The organism is Halomonas sp. BL6 (assembly GCF_006228115.1).
GTDB classification, from domain to species: domain Bacteria; phylum Pseudomonadota; class Gammaproteobacteria; order Pseudomonadales; family Halomonadaceae; genus Vreelandella; species Vreelandella piezotolerans.
The window spans coordinates 731,723-746,758 of sequence record NZ_VDGL01000001.1 but is presented as its reverse complement, the minus strand read 5'-3'; the positions used below and the strand labels follow the sequence as shown (position 1 = coordinate 746,758).

At 57.2% G+C, this 15,036-nt stretch carries 11 protein-coding genes; 2 read left to right on the top strand and 9 right to left on the bottom strand.

Going from position 1 to position 15,036, the window contains the following annotated elements; translation table 11 throughout:
- Positions 1-5: 5 nt before the first annotated feature.
- Positions 6-1,181 carry a multidrug effflux MFS transporter gene (locus FHJ80_RS03490; RefSeq protein ID WP_139525636.1) on the bottom strand — a complete coding sequence of 392 codons (1,176 nt, stop codon included), beginning with the start codon at positions 1,179-1,181 and terminating at the stop codon, positions 6-8.
- Between the two features lie 156 nt (positions 1,182-1,337).
- Here FHJ80_RS03490 and FHJ80_RS03485 point away from each other — a divergent pair, with 156 nt between their 5' ends.
- Positions 1,338-2,996, top strand: coding sequence for a methyl-accepting chemotaxis protein (locus FHJ80_RS03485; protein ID WP_255303847.1), 1,659 nt, complete (start codon positions 1,338-1,340; stop codon positions 2,994-2,996).
- Between the two features lie 25 nt (positions 2,997-3,021).
- Positions 3,022-3,960: a transaldolase gene (gene tal / locus FHJ80_RS03480; protein ID WP_139525635.1), complete on the top strand. Its 939-nt coding sequence runs from the start codon at positions 3,022-3,024 to the stop codon at positions 3,958-3,960.
- 59 nt (positions 3,961-4,019) lie between these two features.
- Here the strand turns inward: tal and FHJ80_RS03475 are convergent, their stop codons facing one another.
- The 8 genes from FHJ80_RS03475 to FHJ80_RS03440 form a co-directional block, all read right to left on the bottom strand.
- Positions 4,020-4,538 carry an STAS domain-containing protein gene (locus FHJ80_RS03475; RefSeq protein WP_139525634.1) on the bottom strand — a complete coding sequence of 173 codons (519 nt, stop codon included), beginning with the start codon at positions 4,536-4,538 and terminating at the stop codon, positions 4,020-4,022.
- On the bottom strand, positions 4,528-5,721 hold the full coding sequence (locus FHJ80_RS03470) for a PP2C family protein-serine/threonine phosphatase (RefSeq protein ID WP_139525633.1): 1,194 nt from the start codon (positions 5,719-5,721) through the stop codon (positions 4,528-4,530). The genes FHJ80_RS03475 and FHJ80_RS03470 overlap by 11 nt, the downstream gene beginning before the upstream one ends.
- An 8-nt stretch (positions 5,722-5,729) precedes the next feature.
- On the bottom strand, positions 5,730-6,533 hold the full coding sequence (locus FHJ80_RS03465; RefSeq protein WP_231125525.1) for a VacJ family lipoprotein: 804 nt from the start codon (positions 6,531-6,533) through the stop codon (positions 5,730-5,732).
- Between the two features lie 79 nt (positions 6,534-6,612).
- Positions 6,613-7,734 (bottom strand): beta-ketoacyl-ACP synthase III, encoded by a 1,122-nt coding sequence (locus FHJ80_RS03460; RefSeq protein WP_139525631.1) that lies wholly within the window; start codon positions 7,732-7,734, stop codon positions 6,613-6,615.
- Between the two features lie 98 nt (positions 7,735-7,832).
- Positions 7,833-11,744: an ATP-dependent RNA helicase HrpA gene (gene hrpA / locus FHJ80_RS03455; RefSeq protein ID WP_231125545.1), complete on the bottom strand. Its 3,912-nt coding sequence runs from the start codon at positions 11,742-11,744 to the stop codon at positions 7,833-7,835.
- Between the two features lie 203 nt (positions 11,745-11,947).
- Positions 11,948-13,621, bottom strand: a complete 1,674-nt coding sequence (locus FHJ80_RS03450; protein ID WP_139525629.1) for an AMP-binding protein — start codon at positions 13,619-13,621, stop codon at positions 11,948-11,950.
- Positions 13,622-13,785: 164 nt separating this feature from the next.
- The gene (locus tag FHJ80_RS03445; protein ID WP_139525628.1) at positions 13,786-14,565 is read right to left on the bottom strand and encodes a class II glutamine amidotransferase; all 780 of its coding nucleotides are present in this window, start codon (positions 14,563-14,565) and stop codon (positions 13,786-13,788) included.
- A gap of 27 nt (positions 14,566-14,592) precedes the next feature.
- Positions 14,593-15,018 carry a hypothetical protein gene (locus tag FHJ80_RS03440; protein ID WP_139525627.1) on the bottom strand — a complete coding sequence of 142 codons (426 nt, stop codon included), beginning with the start codon at positions 15,016-15,018 and terminating at the stop codon, positions 14,593-14,595.
- Positions 15,019-15,036 lie beyond the last annotated feature (18 nt).

Genomic DNA, 15,036 nt, shown 5'->3' with positions numbered 1-15,036 from the left:
CACGCTCAAGACACCCGAGTAAGCTTTCTCACCCCAATATTCCCAAGCAGCGCCGCCCCTAACATGGTTAGCACCATTGGCCAAAGATGCTCGACCTGGAAGAGTCCCACGAGTACACCCGCCAACGCGCCACAGCTAAACTGGATGCCCCCCAGTAGTGCCGTGGCCGTGGCGCTGATATGACCGAAATGATCCAGCAGCGACGAAATGGCATTGGGTGTAATCAGTCCAATCATCCCAGTGAAGAGCATTACCAACACCACCACGACAGGTAATGAAGCCAGGCCAAGCGCCGTCGTGACGACTAACGCCAACGCCGCGAATAGCTGTACCGCCAAACCAAACCGCAGGTTCTGCTGCGGCGTCCGCTTACGCAGAAGATGAATATTCAGCCGATTAGAGAGAGCAATGATGACCACATTGACACCAAACACCAGCGGGTAAATTCCCGGAGAGAGGGAGAAGTAGTCTAAGTAGAGAAACGGTGATGCCGTCACGAAAGCGAACAGGCCTGCAAAAGAGGCGGCCACCGCACAAATGTAGCCCATTCCCTCTCGGTGACGCAGCACGCTGGCGTAGTTGCCCAACACCTGACGTGGGGTGGCGGCGGGCCAACTGGGGTCACGGGTTTCGGGCAATCGCGTGCCCAACAGCCATAATAAGAACCCAGCATAGACCGCTAGAAAGACGAAGATCAGCCACCAGCCTGCAATATGCAGCAGCAGACTCCCAACCGCCGGAGCCACCAGCGGGGCCAGCATCATGATCATGGCCATGGTAGACATGACCTTGGCAGCCTCACGCCCGCTGAAGCAGTCACGCACAATGGCTGCCGAATTCACCACGCAAGCCCCGCCTCCCAGTGCTTGTACGAATCGCCATATCAACAGTGAGGTCAAACTATCAGCAGTGGTGATCATCAAGCTGGACAGCATAAAGACAACCAGCCCACTCAGCAGGACGGGTTTGCGTCCTATACGATCCGACAAAGGCCCAAAACAGAGCTGCCCCAGCGCAAAGCCGAACAAGAACATGCTAATGGAAAGCTCGGTATGGTGAATGCTGGCATCGATACTCTCCGCCAACACGCCCATGGCTGGCAGATAAGCATCTATCGCAAAAGGGGCCAATGCCGTATTCGCCGCCACCAAAAGCGCCACGCGACGCGGATTGAGTTCCATACATCTCCTCACAGCTACGCTGGTCGACCGCCTGGCGGCCATTTAGATAGGACGCTAATCATACACTCAACCCCAGGATCTCGCACCGTTCACTCAGAACTGAAACATTTGCCTATTAAGCTGGCTTCATGAGTCGAATGAGGAATACCTGGGGGCATGATGACACTCACAAAACTTGAAAACATTTCGTTACGCCAGCTAAGCCTATCGGCACTGCTCTTGATGGCGGGCTGCCTGCTGATGTTTGCCGCGCTAGCATGGCACATCATGCAGCAGAGCCAGCGTGATCTGGCCGCTTTGGAGCTGGTCAACGTGCAGCAAGCGTCTTCGCTGAATCGACTACACATCGCCAGTTTAGAAGGACTCAATCGCATGGATCGCGCTTTAGAGCGACAACTGCGCCCCTCGCTCGGTGATCCTATTGCAGCGCTTGAAGCGGTCGAGTACGAGTTGAACGAAATGTCACAGGCACTTGATAGCTTTCTGCAAGCCACACAGAACAGCCCGTATTCAGCGCTACGCGATGCCATCGATGATAGAGCCCATCAACTGCTGGCTAGCATGGATGCGCAGCACGATGCCATCACCTCCGGTGACCGCAGTGGCTATCGACAAATCACGCTGGAAGCCATGGCGCACAGCGAGGCGCTAGCCAGTCATGCACGCGCATTTTATCAGGTCGCCGATCAGCAAGGCGTCAGTCTGATGCAAAAGGCCGAGCAGCGTGGTGGCATGGTCGCCGTTGGCTTGGCCCTGGGTATGGCGATCTCACTCGCACTCATGGGATCGCTGATATGGCTTGGGCATTACCAGTTGCTTCAGCCCATTCGCCACTTGATCGTCCACTTCCGTCATATGGCCGACGGGGATTTGAGCAAGGCGGTTCCCGCTCGAGGTAACAATGAAATCGGCCAGCTCTATGCTGCCTTGGGCGTCATGCAAACCTCTCTCATTGGCACCGTCACCCAGCTACATGACAACAGTCAGCACGTCTTCCAAAGCGCTCAGCGTTTGGCATTGGGTAATGAGGACCTCGCCACACGCACTCATCAGCAAACCACCTCGTTGGACAGCACGGCAACCAACGTCCATACGTTAACCGATAGTGTGGCGCATACCGCTGAACATGCTCTCCAGGCTAAAGAGTTAACCGAACATGCGACGGCGCAGGCACAGCGGAGCCACCAGACCATGGAAGCCTTTCTGTCGACCATGGGAGAGATCGACACCCACGCCAAGCAGGTCAACGACATCGTCAATGTCATCAATAGCATTTCGTTCCAAACGAACCTGCTCGCTCTCAACGCCTCGGTAGAAGCCGCGCGAGCGGGTGAGCAGGGCCGCGGCTTTGCCGTCGTGGCTGCAGAAGTACGCTCACTGGCCACCCGCAGCGCGGAAGCCGCGACCCAAATTCGTCACTTATTGGCATCTTCCAATGCGAGTATCGAGCGGGGTAATCAGCTATCCCGCGATGCCAGTCAACAGTTCGAAGAGATGGTGGGCTCGATCTCCTCGACCCGCCGAGTAATCACCGACATCGCCGATGCTGCCCACCTGCAACACCAGCACATCGAAGAGATCAACAAAACATTACAGGAACAAACCCATGTGACACAGGCGAATGCTCGGCAGGTCGATGCCACCGCACAAGACGCCATGTCGCTGGAGTCGGCCGCCGAAGGGATGCGCGAGCAAGCGGCCCAATTCAAGGTAAACCAACAGCGCCGGGCATCTGATTACCAGTGGCGCGCCGCAGATTCTTCGCCAACGTTACCGATCAACCATACTCAACGTGAGTCAGCCTTGTTAGAGTAACCTTGACTCAAACAAGGAGCACTGCATGGCCACTAGCCTATTAAACCAATTGAAAGAGATGACCACTGTGGTGGCCGATACGGGAGACCTGGAGGCCATCCGCCGTTTTCAGCCCAAGGACGCCACCACCAATCCATCGCTGATTCTTCAAGCTGCCCAGCAAGAGGAACGACGGGCTCGCTTGGCCAGTATTGCCAAAGACAGCACCGATCTGGACGACGCGGTCGATCGTGTAGCGGTGGATATCGGTAGCGAAATTAGCAAGCTGGTACCCGGCTACGTATCGACCGAAGTCAGCGCCCGCCTCTCGTTTGACCGTGACGCCACGATTGCCAAGGCGCACTCGCTGATCGAGCGTTATGCCGAGTGCGGCGTGGGTCCTGAGCGTATTCTGATCAAGATGGCCTCTACCTGGGAAGGCATTCAGGCCGCCCGCCAGTTGGAGCGCGACGGCATTCGTACCAATCTGACATTGCTATTCGGCTTTGCTCAGGCGCAGGCATGTGCCGACGCCGGTGCCACGCTCATTTCACCGTTCGTTGGCCGCATCCTCGACTGGCACAAAGCCCGTTCGCCGGAAGCCGACTTTAGCGGCGCCAATGATCCGGGCGTACAGTCGGTAAAACGTATCTACGACTACTATAAAGGCCATGGCTACCCCACGATCGTCATGGGAGCGAGCTTCCGGAACGTCGATGAAATTCAGGCACTCGCTGGCTGCGATCGACTCACCATCTCCCCTGCTCTGCTCAACGAACTCGACGAGCTGCAGGGTGACTTGCCACGGCAGTTAACGCCCATGGGTGCTAGCAGCTCCATCGAGCAAGCGCTAGCGCAGGCTGATTTCCGGTGGGAGATGAACGAAGACGAAATGGCGACAGACAAGTTGGCCGAGGGTATTCGCAAATTCATGGCCGATCAGCGTAAGCTCGAGGAGCTGCTGAGCGCGCTACGCCAAGGGTAAGCGCTGCCTCGGCAGCCCCCAACCAGGACGCCCTCTTAACCGCTCGCTAAGAGGGCGTTTTACTTATGTGTCACCGTCGATTGCGATTCGAGCATTTCGACCAGCGGTTGAAACTGCTCACGATTATGCTCGTTCATGTGCATCAAAATACGGTGCGCTTCCAAAATACGTGTGCGCAGGCCCTCTTCATCGGCAGGCTCGGCTGGCAAATCTTGCATCGATGAACTGAGCGGGGTAGTGGGCTGCAGAGGCGCTTCCATTAGCGTAAAAAAGCGCGCAAATCCCATGACGTCGAGCATCTGCCGCACGTCGGGGTTATCGGCAATGATCGTCGGCGGCTGTTCCAACCGCCCTTTGACGGCCATAGCGACTTTCGCAAGGAAGCCGAGCGCGGTGGAATCCACGTTGGTCGCTTCGCGCAGGTCGATCATCACCGCCTGGAGCCCAGGGGTTTGGGCAAGGCGTTGCGCTTGCGTATCGAGCGTGGCACACAGCGTCAGTCGCACGTCTCCGCAGAGCTTCAAGACAAAAACACCAGAGTCGAACGCCGCTTTGATACGGCCCTCTTCAATCAGCATGACCAAATCCGCTCACCATCATGATTGTCAGGTCATCGGGTAAAGCATCGCGGTCTTGGTTCGCCTCATCATCCGCATCGCCCTTTTCGAGGAGCGAGTTGGTGCTGGCTAGCCGGTCGCGCAGCTGCTCAAGCGTGACACTTTCGCTAACGAGTTGCTCAAGTTCCGTGAGCCGCGTGTCGAGCGTTTTACCCGGCAAGCATTCCAATACACCGTCTGAACACAGCCATAAACGAAAATTGGCCGGTAAAGCACAGCTAAGCGAAGGATACTCCACATCGGGGAAAAGGCCTACCGGCATCCCTTCCCCAGCAAGACGCTCTAGTTTACCGTCGGCCGCGAGCAGCGGCATCGGTAGCTGAGCACCGAGCGAATAGTGAAGAGTATGCGCCTCATGGTCAATAACACCGACGAATAAAGTGGCATGTTTTCCAATATCGGTATCCTGCAGCTCACGGTTCATCGCCGCGAGCCAGTGGGGGGGCAATTGCTCTGGGGCTTGGCCATCCCACTCGTTGAGCCAACGGTTACACAGATATTTGAGCAGCACCGTCACGAAAGCAGACGACGCGCCATGCCCCGACACATCGGCAAAGTAGAACGCACTGAAGCGATCGTTATAACGTTGGTAGTCAAGAAAGTCGCCTGATAAATACAGCGATGGCGCAAACCAGTAGTCGTAGTAAACGCCACTGATCACTTTGGGATGCGCGGGCAACAATCGGCGCTGAATATGGCCCCCGCTTTGTTGATCCATGCGCAATAGCGCCAAGTGCGTCTCGAGGCTCTCGTTGAGCTCTGCCAGGCGCTCACGGTCACGGTCACGCTCCTGCGCCAAAGCGTGCAGCTCGATCGCTTTGCGAATCATCCGGCGCAGTAGTTCAGTATGGCGTAGCGGGTGCACGATATAATCCACCAGCCCCACATCGATCGCCTTGATCAGGTCAGCATCCTGGCGAGAGTCGCTCACGATGAGCGTGGGCAGCCGAAGCGTTAACGGCGACCATTGCTGCCGCGGCACAGCGCGCGCATGGGCGACGATCAACGCAGTGCCGTTAGGCAAATGGGCTATGTTATCGGCGGCGTACACCCACATGCCGTCGCAAGTAATCGCCTCGGCCAGCGCATCGCGCTCGGGGCCAGGCTCATCGATTACTGCGATCAACTGCTTAGCGTGATCCATGTTGGGCCTCAATCGGCGAAATCGTCGTCACCAAAGTCGGTATCGTCGAAATCAAAATCATCCATGGCAAACGGGTCATCGCCCAGCGCTCCGTCATTCACCTCGAACTGTCGGCGCTGTAAATAGGCATCGCGTACGAACCGATAGCGATCTCCCGAAATCAACGACTCTTGATCCAGCAAGCCCGCACGTATATCGATGATGTTCAGCGCTGTCAGACCGATCCTGACACGATCTTCGTCTAGGTAAGTGGGCGGATAGGCGGCCATGTCGGCAGGTCGACCGGTGGCATCGCGCAGCGTGCTAGGGCCAAACAGCGGAAGAACCAAATAGCGCGAATCTTCCCAGCCCCATACGGCTAGGGTTTGACCAAAGTCCTCCTCATCGGCAGTGATCTCCATCAGAGTGGCGTAGTCCAGCAAGCCGCCGATACCTACCGTAGAATTGATCAAAAAGCGAGAGGTCGCGAGCCCTGCATTAGCAGGCTTGCCCTGGAGTAAGCTGTTGAGCGCCGTGCGTATCTCTGCCAAGTTGGAGAAAAAGTTACCTACCCCTGTTTGAACAGGTTCAGGCGTGATGGTTTTATACCCCTGCGCTACCGGCTTGAGAGCGTAGCGGTCCAATACGTCGTTGAACGCAAACACGCGTCGATTGAAACCTTCCCATGGATCCTGTGGATCAGCGGCCACTTGCGCCTCCGCCGCTCCCTCCTCTTGAGAAGCCCCTGTGCTCGCGCAGCCGCCCATGCCGAGCATCGTGAATAGCAGAAGCGGCAACAGCTTCTGCCATCCATTTCCCGCTTGTCTTTGCATTGCCCACCCCTTCAGCATGCGTTGTCCTCTTCCCGTATTGCTCGCGCTTCTCAACATTCACTCTCGAATCGCCACACGCTTACTGACGGCGCACCACCACGCTGCCCGCACTGTAACCTGCACCGAACGAGCAGATAACGCCGATATCCCCGTCCGTTAACGCCTCGCGGTGAAGGTGGAAAGCGATGATCGAGCCTGCCGAGCTAGTGTTGGCATAGCGATCGAGAATGATCGGGGCCTGTGTCTCGCTAGGTTCTACACCCAGCACTTTACGTGCAATCAAATCATTCATATGGCGGTTGGCCTGATGAAGCCACATACGCGTCAGATCAGCACCCGACAGCTCGAGCGAGGCAAGATGGTCGGTGATGAGCTTAGCCACCATCGGGCAGACCTCTTTGAAAACGCGTCGTCCCTCTTGCACGAATAGCTTGTCCAACGCCTGCGGATCACTGTCGGTCACACGGTTCAAAAACCCAGCATTGTTGCGAATCGCGTTGGAAAATTTGGTGACTAGCCGCGTGCCAAGGATCTCATAGCGTTCCCGGGCCACCGCCACGTCGTCATTTTCCAGTACCATAGCCGTACAAGCATCGCCGAAAATAAAGTGGCTGTCACGGTCTCTAAAGTTCAAATGCGCCGAACAGATCTCCGGGTTGACGATCAAGGCCCGCTTGACACTGCCTGCCGCAATCGCATTCGCCGCCGTTTCCAGCGCAAACGTGGCGGAGCTGCAGGCAACGTTCATATCGAATCCGTAGCCAGACGTACCCAATGCTTGCTGTACTTCTACCGCTACCGCTGGATAAGCGCGTTCTAAGTTAGAGCACGCCACGATGACCAGCTCGATATCTGCGGCATCCACCTCAGCCGCCGACAAGGCTTGGCGTGCCGCCTGGGTGGCCATCTCACACTGGATGGAGGGCTCGTCATTACGACGCTGTGGCAGTTTGGGTCGCATGCGCTGGGGATCAAGGATGCCGTCAGCATCGAGCACGTAGCGGCTTTTGATACCCGAGGCTTTTTCGATGAACTCACTGCTAGAATATGCCAATGCTTCTTGTTCGCCCCGTGCGATGGCGTTGGCATGCTGGGCGTTGTGCTGATCGACCCAAGCATTGAAAGCAGCGACCAACGCCGCGTTGTCAATGGCGTTTTCCGGCGTGTAAAGCCCAGTACCGGTGATCACTACGTTGGTCATGCTGTCTCCTTAAGAGGCCTCGACACGTCAAGCCGAAACCATCAGTCAAATAGTATCGTGCAGGCAGACCATCCTGCTCTGTGCTGACGAACGCTGTGTTAGGGATGCGTGATCTCTTCCCAGCGTTTTTCCAGGCGCTTTACTGACACCGGCATTTTTGTTCCGAGCTGCTGCGCAAACAGAGAAACACGCAGCTCCTGGAGCCACCAGCCGAATACCACGAGTGCCGGGTCTTCAGCGTTACCGCGTCGCTCGCTTTTGCGTCGCGCGTCGAAGCGTTCTTCGAGCGCCTGGACATCCTGCATCATCATTTGATCACGACCTCGTTCGCGGGCCGCCTTTTCAAGGCGAATCAACGCGGCTTCGGTATAGCGTGGATACTCATCAAGCCACTCCCCAGCATCGCGAATGAAGCCAGGATAGACCAACCGCTGCATCTGTGCGCTCACATCACTGTAAACGAGCGCTAACGCAAAATTGAGCTTCCCTTTAAGCACCTTGGTGACGGCTAAATGCCCTTTCAAGGCGTTTTCAACCCGCTCCAAAAGCGTTACCGCATAGGGAATCAGCGAGTCGCCGGTCCTATCGAGACGCTCGGCGAGCTCAGGGGCAGAGCGCGGCAGCGGATGTGTCGCCACCACCTGGGTAAACACTGCTAGCAGCAAGTCGTCCACGAGCACCTGCTTAGTGCCTACTTTAGCAAATAGCAGCGCGCACTTTTCCACCCCAGGCAAGCGTTTGATCGCTTTCACTTGCTCGGGCTGCTTTGCGATGGCTAACCGGGCAACGCCCTCTTGGTGGGCCGCAGTGGCTTTCGCAGGGTGATCGAACAGGCTGACGTTGAAATGATGCCCATTGGCGACCAGCGCTGGATAGGCTTCTACACGAATGCCCGCTTGCGTGGTCACACGCGACTCGGGCAGCGGTGTCTGAGGTAGTTCGTCCATCGAAGGCGCTTGGCTTGCCTGATCGGCCAACGCCTGGGCCCCTGCACTAGCCGCCTCTTCGAAACGCTTCTCTAGTGCCCTCACGTCGCGCCCCTGGCCAAGCATGTCACCCGCATGATCGACCACTCGCACGTTCATGATCAGGTGCGGGGGTAGCAAATCGAGACGCCAATCGTCTGGATGAACACGGGTGCCGGTACGTCGGCGAATGAACTCACCCAACGCTTCGGTAAGCGGCCGCTCATCGGGCGCTAGCGTCTCCAATGCAGCATCGACCCAGTCAGGAATGGGCACTACCTGACGACGAATGCTTTTCGGCAGCGATTTCAAAAGCGCAATACACTTCTCGCGTAGAAGCCCCGGCACCAACCACTCAAGGGCATGAACGGGCAACTGCGGTAGCATGGCCGCAGGCACGGTTAGGGTCACGCCATCGTCGGCGGCATCCGGGTCGAAGTGGTAACTGACCGGGTACGCGACGCCAGACAGCGTTAAATGATCTGGATACTGCGCCAGAGTGACGTCATGGGCATCCCGGGCCTTGAGAGCATCGATATCGAACTTGAGCAGCTCAGGGTCCTGACGCTCGGCCTGCTTACGCCAGTGCTCGAAGCCCTTGCCATTGACGACATCTGCGGGTATGCGCTCGTCGTAGAAGGCAAAGAGCGTCTCTTCGTCAACGAGAATATCCCGCCGACGGGCGCGATCTTCTAGCGCTTCGACTTCATCGATTAGCGCACGATTATGGGCGAAGAACGCCCCTTTGGTTTGAAACTCGCCTTCCACTAGCGCCCGGCGGATGAACAGCTCCCGCGACTCCTGTGGCGCAATGGGCCCATAATGAACACGACGGCGCGCTACGATAGGTAGGCCAAACAGAGTGACCTGCTCGAAGGCGACCACCTGGGCACGCTTCATCTCCCAGTGAGGCTCACTGTAGCTGCGTTTCACCAAGTGTTCCGCCTGCGGTTCGATCCATTGGGGGTCGATTTTGGCGACGGTGCGGGCAAACAGCTTGGTGGTTTCGATCAACTCGAAGGCCATGACCCATTTGGGGGTTTTCTTGGCCAGCCCTGAGCCTGGATGAATCATGAACTTGCGGTTTCGCGCGCCGAGGTACTCGCGGTTTTCAAGTAACGTGCCCAAATGGGAGAGCAGACCCGATAGTAACGCCTGATGCAGCTTACCGGACGTTTTCCGTCTGGCTTGCTTGGCCTGCTCTTCGCTTTCGTTCTCATCACGGGGTAGCGGTGCGGGCACCTCGATATCCATATCCCGCAACAGCTGGCGTAGCTGGCGAAACGTATCGTGCCACTCGCGCATGCGCAGGTAGTTGATGTAGTGCTCGCGACACCAGCGGCGCAGCTGGTTGCCGGATAGCGCATCGCGGGCGTTATCAATGCCATGCCACAAGTTCAACAACGCCACGAAGTCGGAATCCGGATCGTGCCAGCGCTGATGCGCCTGGTCGGCGGCTTGGCGCTTGTCGGCGGGCCGATCGCGGGGGTCTTGAATCGCCAGCGCCGATACGACAATCAGTACGTCACGCAGGCAGCCCCGCTCTGCACCAGCCAACACCATACGGGCCAAGCGAGGGTCGATGGGCAGCTTCGCCAGCTTACGGCCCAGTGTGCTCAGTTGCTGCTTCTCGTTGACGGCACCGAGCTCGAAAAGCAGCCTAAAGCCATCTTTGACGAAGCGACTATCGGGCGGGTCGACGAAGGGGAAGTCTTCGATACTGCCTAGCTTGAGTGCCAGCATCGACAAAATGACCGACGCCAGGTTGGTACGCTGGATCTCCGGGTCGGTGAACGCGGGCCGAGACAGAAAATCCTCTTCGTCGTAAAGACGAATACAGACGCCTTCGGCGATCCGGCCGCAGCGGCCCTTGCGCTGATTGGCGCTGGCCTGGCTGACTGGCTCGATGGGCAGTCGCTGAATTTTTGCCCGGTAGCTGTAACGGCTGATGCGCACAAGGCCCGGGTCAATGACGTAGCGTATCCCCGGCACGGTGAGTGAGGTTTCGGCCACGTTCGTCGCCAGTACGATCCGCCGTCCCCGGTGAGGAGCAAACACCCGATTCTGCTCTTCGTTGGAGAGGCGCGCGTACAGCGGCAAAATCTCGGTGCCTTTCAAGTCAGCACGGCGCAACGTATCGGCAGTTTCACGGATCTCCCGCTCGCCGGGTAAAAACACCAGTACGTCCCGGGGGCCATGCAGCCAGCCTTTTTCTCGTTCGATCGTTTCGATTTCTCGCACGGCGTGAACGATGCCTTCTTGCAGTGTGCGGTCCTCTTCATCCTCATCGCTGCGCGCCAACGGACGGTAATGCACGTCTACCGGGAACGTTCGGCCCGACACCTCGACCACCGGCGCTGGCGTTTCAGGCGTGCCGAAATGCGCCGCAAAACGCTCCACATCGATTGTGGCCGAGGTGATGATGACTTTCAGATCAGGACGCTTAGGCAGCAACCGTTTGAGGTAGCCAAGCAAGAAATCGATGTTCAGGCTGCGCTCGTGGGCTTCGTCAATGATCAGCGTGTCGTAACGGAGCAGCAGAGGATCGTGTTGAGTCTCGGCCAGCAGGATTCCGTCGGTCATCAGCTTGACGAGCGTGCTCGGTGAGCTTTGGTCGTTGAAACGGACCTGATAGCCTACTTGCTCGCCTAGTGGTACGCTCAACTCCTCCGCCAGACGCCCCGCGACGCTGCGCGCCGCCAGACGCCGTGGCTGAGTATGGCCAATCAACCCTTTACGGCCACGACCCAGCTCCAGACACATTTTAGGTAACTGAGTGGTTTTACCCGACCCCGTCTCCCCGGCCACGACCACCACTTGATGGTCACGGATCGCGGCGAGAATATCCTCACGGCGCTCTACCACCGGCAGCTCTGCCGGGTAATCCAGCGTCACGCGGAGGCTTTCCCGCTGGGCCAGCAATTGCTTGGCTTGGTCGACCTCCCGCTCCACCTCGTTCAAACCGCGGTCGATCGGTTTGTTCTCTCGCTGCCGCCGCCGTAGGCCCGCCACCCGACGCGAGAGCCGCTCCTGATCACGCCGCATGACGTGATCTAGCGACGCCTTGAGCGTTGCTAGTGAGGAAGCGTTGTCTTGCAGGATGTCGATACGGGATGAGTGCGTGTCGGTGGTCACGTTAGGCTCGGTTCCATCTCAGAATAAACGTCGGCCCACTTGCAAGTGGGCCGACCATTGTAACGCTTTCGCGAACGAGACGCCTAACGTCCGCTTGACCGAGTACTCAAGCTTTATGGCGTAGAAGGCTTTTCCTGATCACGCAGTTGGCGGCGCAGCACCTTGCCAACGTTGGTCTTCGGTAGCTCATCGCGGAACTCGATGTATTTGGGCACTTTGTACGCAGTTAGCTCTTTCTTGCACCAAGCCCGTAACGTCTCGGCATCGAGCTGGCTGTTTTTCGACACCACGAATAGCTTGATGGCCTCACCCGCGTTCTCATCGGCGACGCCCACGGCCGCTGCTTCCAACACATCTGGATGTGCTGCGACGACGTCCTCGACCTCATTGGGGTAGACGTTGAAACCCGACACCAAAATCATGTCCTTCTTACGATCCACGATTTTGATGTAGCCGTCGCTCTGTAATACAGCGATATCTCCTGTCCGGAACCAGCCGTCATCATCGATGGCGTTACGCGTTTCCTCTTCACGCTGCCAATAACCTTTCATGACCTGAGGGCCCTTCACACACAGCTCCCCTGGCTCTCCAAACGGCATATCTTGGCCATCGCCATCCACCACTTTCACCGACGTACCCGCGACCGGTTTGCCAATGGTGCCCAATTGAATGGCATCGTTGGGGTTGAAGCTGACGATAGGCGACGTCTCGGTAAGGCCGTAGCCTTCGGCGATCGGGCAACCGGTGGTCTCTTCCCAGCGCTGAGCAGCCGCCTTGGTCAGCGCCATGCCGCCGGAAATGGTCAGTTTCAATTTGGAGAAGTCGAGCTGTTTGAAGTCATCACGATTACATAGCGCATTAAATAGCGTATTGAGGCCGATAAAACCGGTAAACGGCAGCCCTTTGAGTTCTTTAACGAAATTGGGCAAATCTCGAGGATTGGTGATGAGCAGCGAGTGATTGCCGGTTTCCATCAGGAACAAGCAGTTCACGGTAAAGGTGTAGATGTGGTAGACAGGCAACGGCGCAATCACCAGCTCTTCACCATCGGTGAGATGTTCACCGATGGCTGAACGGGCCTGTAGCATGTTCGCCACCAGATTGCGATGGGTCAGCATGGCCCCTTTAGGCATACCGGTCGTGCCGCCCGTGTACTGCAGCGCTGCCAAATCCTCCAACGTGCGCTCCACGGGGGTGTGCTTTAGCGACGCGCCTTTCTTCAGTGCGTCTCTAAAGCCAACGGCGCTGGGCAGCGAGTAGGCAGGCACCATTTTCTTGACGTGCTTCACGACGGCATTGATGAGCCAACGCTTGGGGGCATCGTGCAGGTCGGCAAGCTGCGTTACCAATACATGCTTAATGTCCGTTTTATCGAGCACTTTTTCTAGCTTGTCGGCCATATTGGCCAAGATCACGATGGCCTTGGCATTGGAGTCTTTGAACTGGTGCGCCATCTCCCGCTCGGTATACAGCGGGTTGGTGTTGACCACCACGAGCCCCGCCCGCAAGGCACCAAACACTGCCACGGGGAACTGAAGCACGTTCGGCAACTGGATGGCGATCCTGTCTCCTGGCACCAAGTCGGTCTCATGCTGAAGCCAAGCCGCGAAGTGAGCCGAAAGACGGTCAAGGTCGGAAAAACTCAGCGTTTTGCCCATGCAGGTAAACGCGGGCTTGCTTGAAAAACGTGAGACGGCTGAGTGAAAAACATCCGTAATAGAGTGGTAGTCTTCCAACCCTTCAAGCGCTGGTCCGCTTAAAATAGAGGTGTTGGCGTGTTCGCTCATGGGCTATCTCCGCTATCCGTGTCGATATGAGACCGACCTTGTTATTGTGGTGGGGTTGTATAAAGCGACTAAATGCCAACGATATACGACGTTTAGGGCACTGTAAAACGATCGATTGAAACTTACGTTTCAACTTTAGCTTATACCCTTCGAACCCTATTGCATTATGGACAATACCGCGCGCTGATTTCTCCCTCACGCCATACCAGTAACTCCCCTGGCACCATGCGCTGCCATGCCTCGTTTTGAGTGAGCGGCTCAGTCGCAATGACCGATACGATATCGTTGGGCGTCGTATGCTCGATGAAATTGACCGTCATCTCAGCATCAGATAGCTCCGCCTCACCAAAGGGCGCACGCCGAGTGATGTGCGCCAACTTGGTGGTGCAATAGCTATAAAGATAGACGCCGTCAGAAAGGAGTAAATTAAAAACGCCTAAACCCCTGAGCTGCTCACATAGTGAATGCAGTGTTTCCCATAGTGCCTCTGGCGAAGCCGGTGGCATAGGAAACGTGCGCCGCAGTTCACCCATGATCCAGCAAAACGCATGCTCGCTATCGGTATTGCCCACCGGGGTGTACATCCCTAAGGGCAGCGACTGCCAGTTGCTCAGTTGACCATTATGAGCGTAACACCAAGGCCGACCCCACATTTCACGGGTAAACGGATGCGTGTTGGCCAGCCTTACCCCGCCCACGTTGGCTTGGCGAATATGACTGATGACGACGTTGGATTTGATCGGATACTCACAGATCAAGCGGGCAATCGGTGAATCCACGGACGGGTGAGGGTCTCTGAATTCGCGATAGCCGCCCTCCTCATAAAAGGCGATACCCCAACCGTCGCGGTGCGGGCCTGTGCCTCCACCGCGGTGCAAGAAGCCTGAGAAGCTGAAGCAAATATCGGTGGGCACGTTGGCACTCATGCCCAGCAATTCACACATGGGCGCGCTCCTTTGCTGCTTCTCCCACTAGCGGATGACCGGTTCACGGCGACGTGTCGGCTGGGGGGCCTCTTCCGCTTGATGGCGCGGCGGGGTGTGCTCTTCAGGCAACGGGCGACGCCACCACCACAGCGCGATGCCAATGCCTGCCCCCAGCGCTACGCCCAGCACGGCCCACAGCAGCCCGGTGCGCATGGCGCTTGCGCTGTGCTCAAAGAAACCAACGGCCGCCACCATCGCCGAGGGCGCCCAGCCGGTATAAAACTCCCCCTCCTCAACCAGCGGCAAGCGGTAGTTCGCAGGCATCCACATGGCGCCCGCCACGCACCAGGTGATCACTAATCTTGGCAGACGTGGAAACAGGGCCAACGCAAAGTACACCGCTAACAGAACCAGCAGTGAAAGACCGTAATAACTTAACCACAGCAGTGACATTGAGTCTGCAAACAGCATAATACCCCTCATGTGGGT

Coding starts and splice junctions, on each gene's coding strand:
- FHJ80_RS03440 (WP_139525627.1), bottom strand. CDS start 15,018: ATGCTGTTTGCAGACTCAATGTCACTGCTGTGGTTAAGTTATTACGGT.
- FHJ80_RS03445 (WP_139525628.1), bottom strand. CDS start 14,565: ATGTGTGAATTGCTGGGCATGAGTGCCAACGTGCCCACCGATATTTGC.
- FHJ80_RS03475 (WP_139525634.1), bottom strand. CDS start 4,538: ATGCTGATTGAAGAGGGCCGTATCAAAGCGGCGTTCGACTCTGGTGTT.
- FHJ80_RS03460 (WP_139525631.1), bottom strand. CDS start 7,734: ATGACCAACGTAGTGATCACCGGTACTGGGCTTTACACGCCGGAAAAC.
- FHJ80_RS03490 (WP_139525636.1), bottom strand. CDS start 1,181: ATGGAACTCAATCCGCGTCGCGTGGCGCTTTTGGTGGCGGCGAATACG.
- FHJ80_RS03450 (WP_139525629.1), bottom strand. CDS start 13,621: ATGAGCGAACACGCCAACACCTCTATTTTAAGCGGACCAGCGCTTGAA.
- FHJ80_RS03470 (WP_139525633.1), bottom strand. CDS start 5,721: ATGGATCACGCTAAGCAGTTGATCGCAGTAATCGATGAGCCTGGCCCC.
- FHJ80_RS03465 (WP_231125525.1), bottom strand. CDS start 6,533: ATGCAAAGACAAGCGGGAAATGGATGGCAGAAGCTGTTGCCGCTTCTG.
- hrpA (WP_231125545.1), bottom strand. CDS start 11,744: ATGCGGCGTGATCAGGAGCGGCTCTCGCGTCGGGTGGCGGGCCTACGG.
- FHJ80_RS03485 (WP_255303847.1), top strand. CDS start 1,338: ATGATGACACTCACAAAACTTGAAAACATTTCGTTACGCCAGCTAAGC.
- tal (WP_139525635.1), top strand. CDS start 3,022: ATGGCCACTAGCCTATTAAACCAATTGAAAGAGATGACCACTGTGGTG.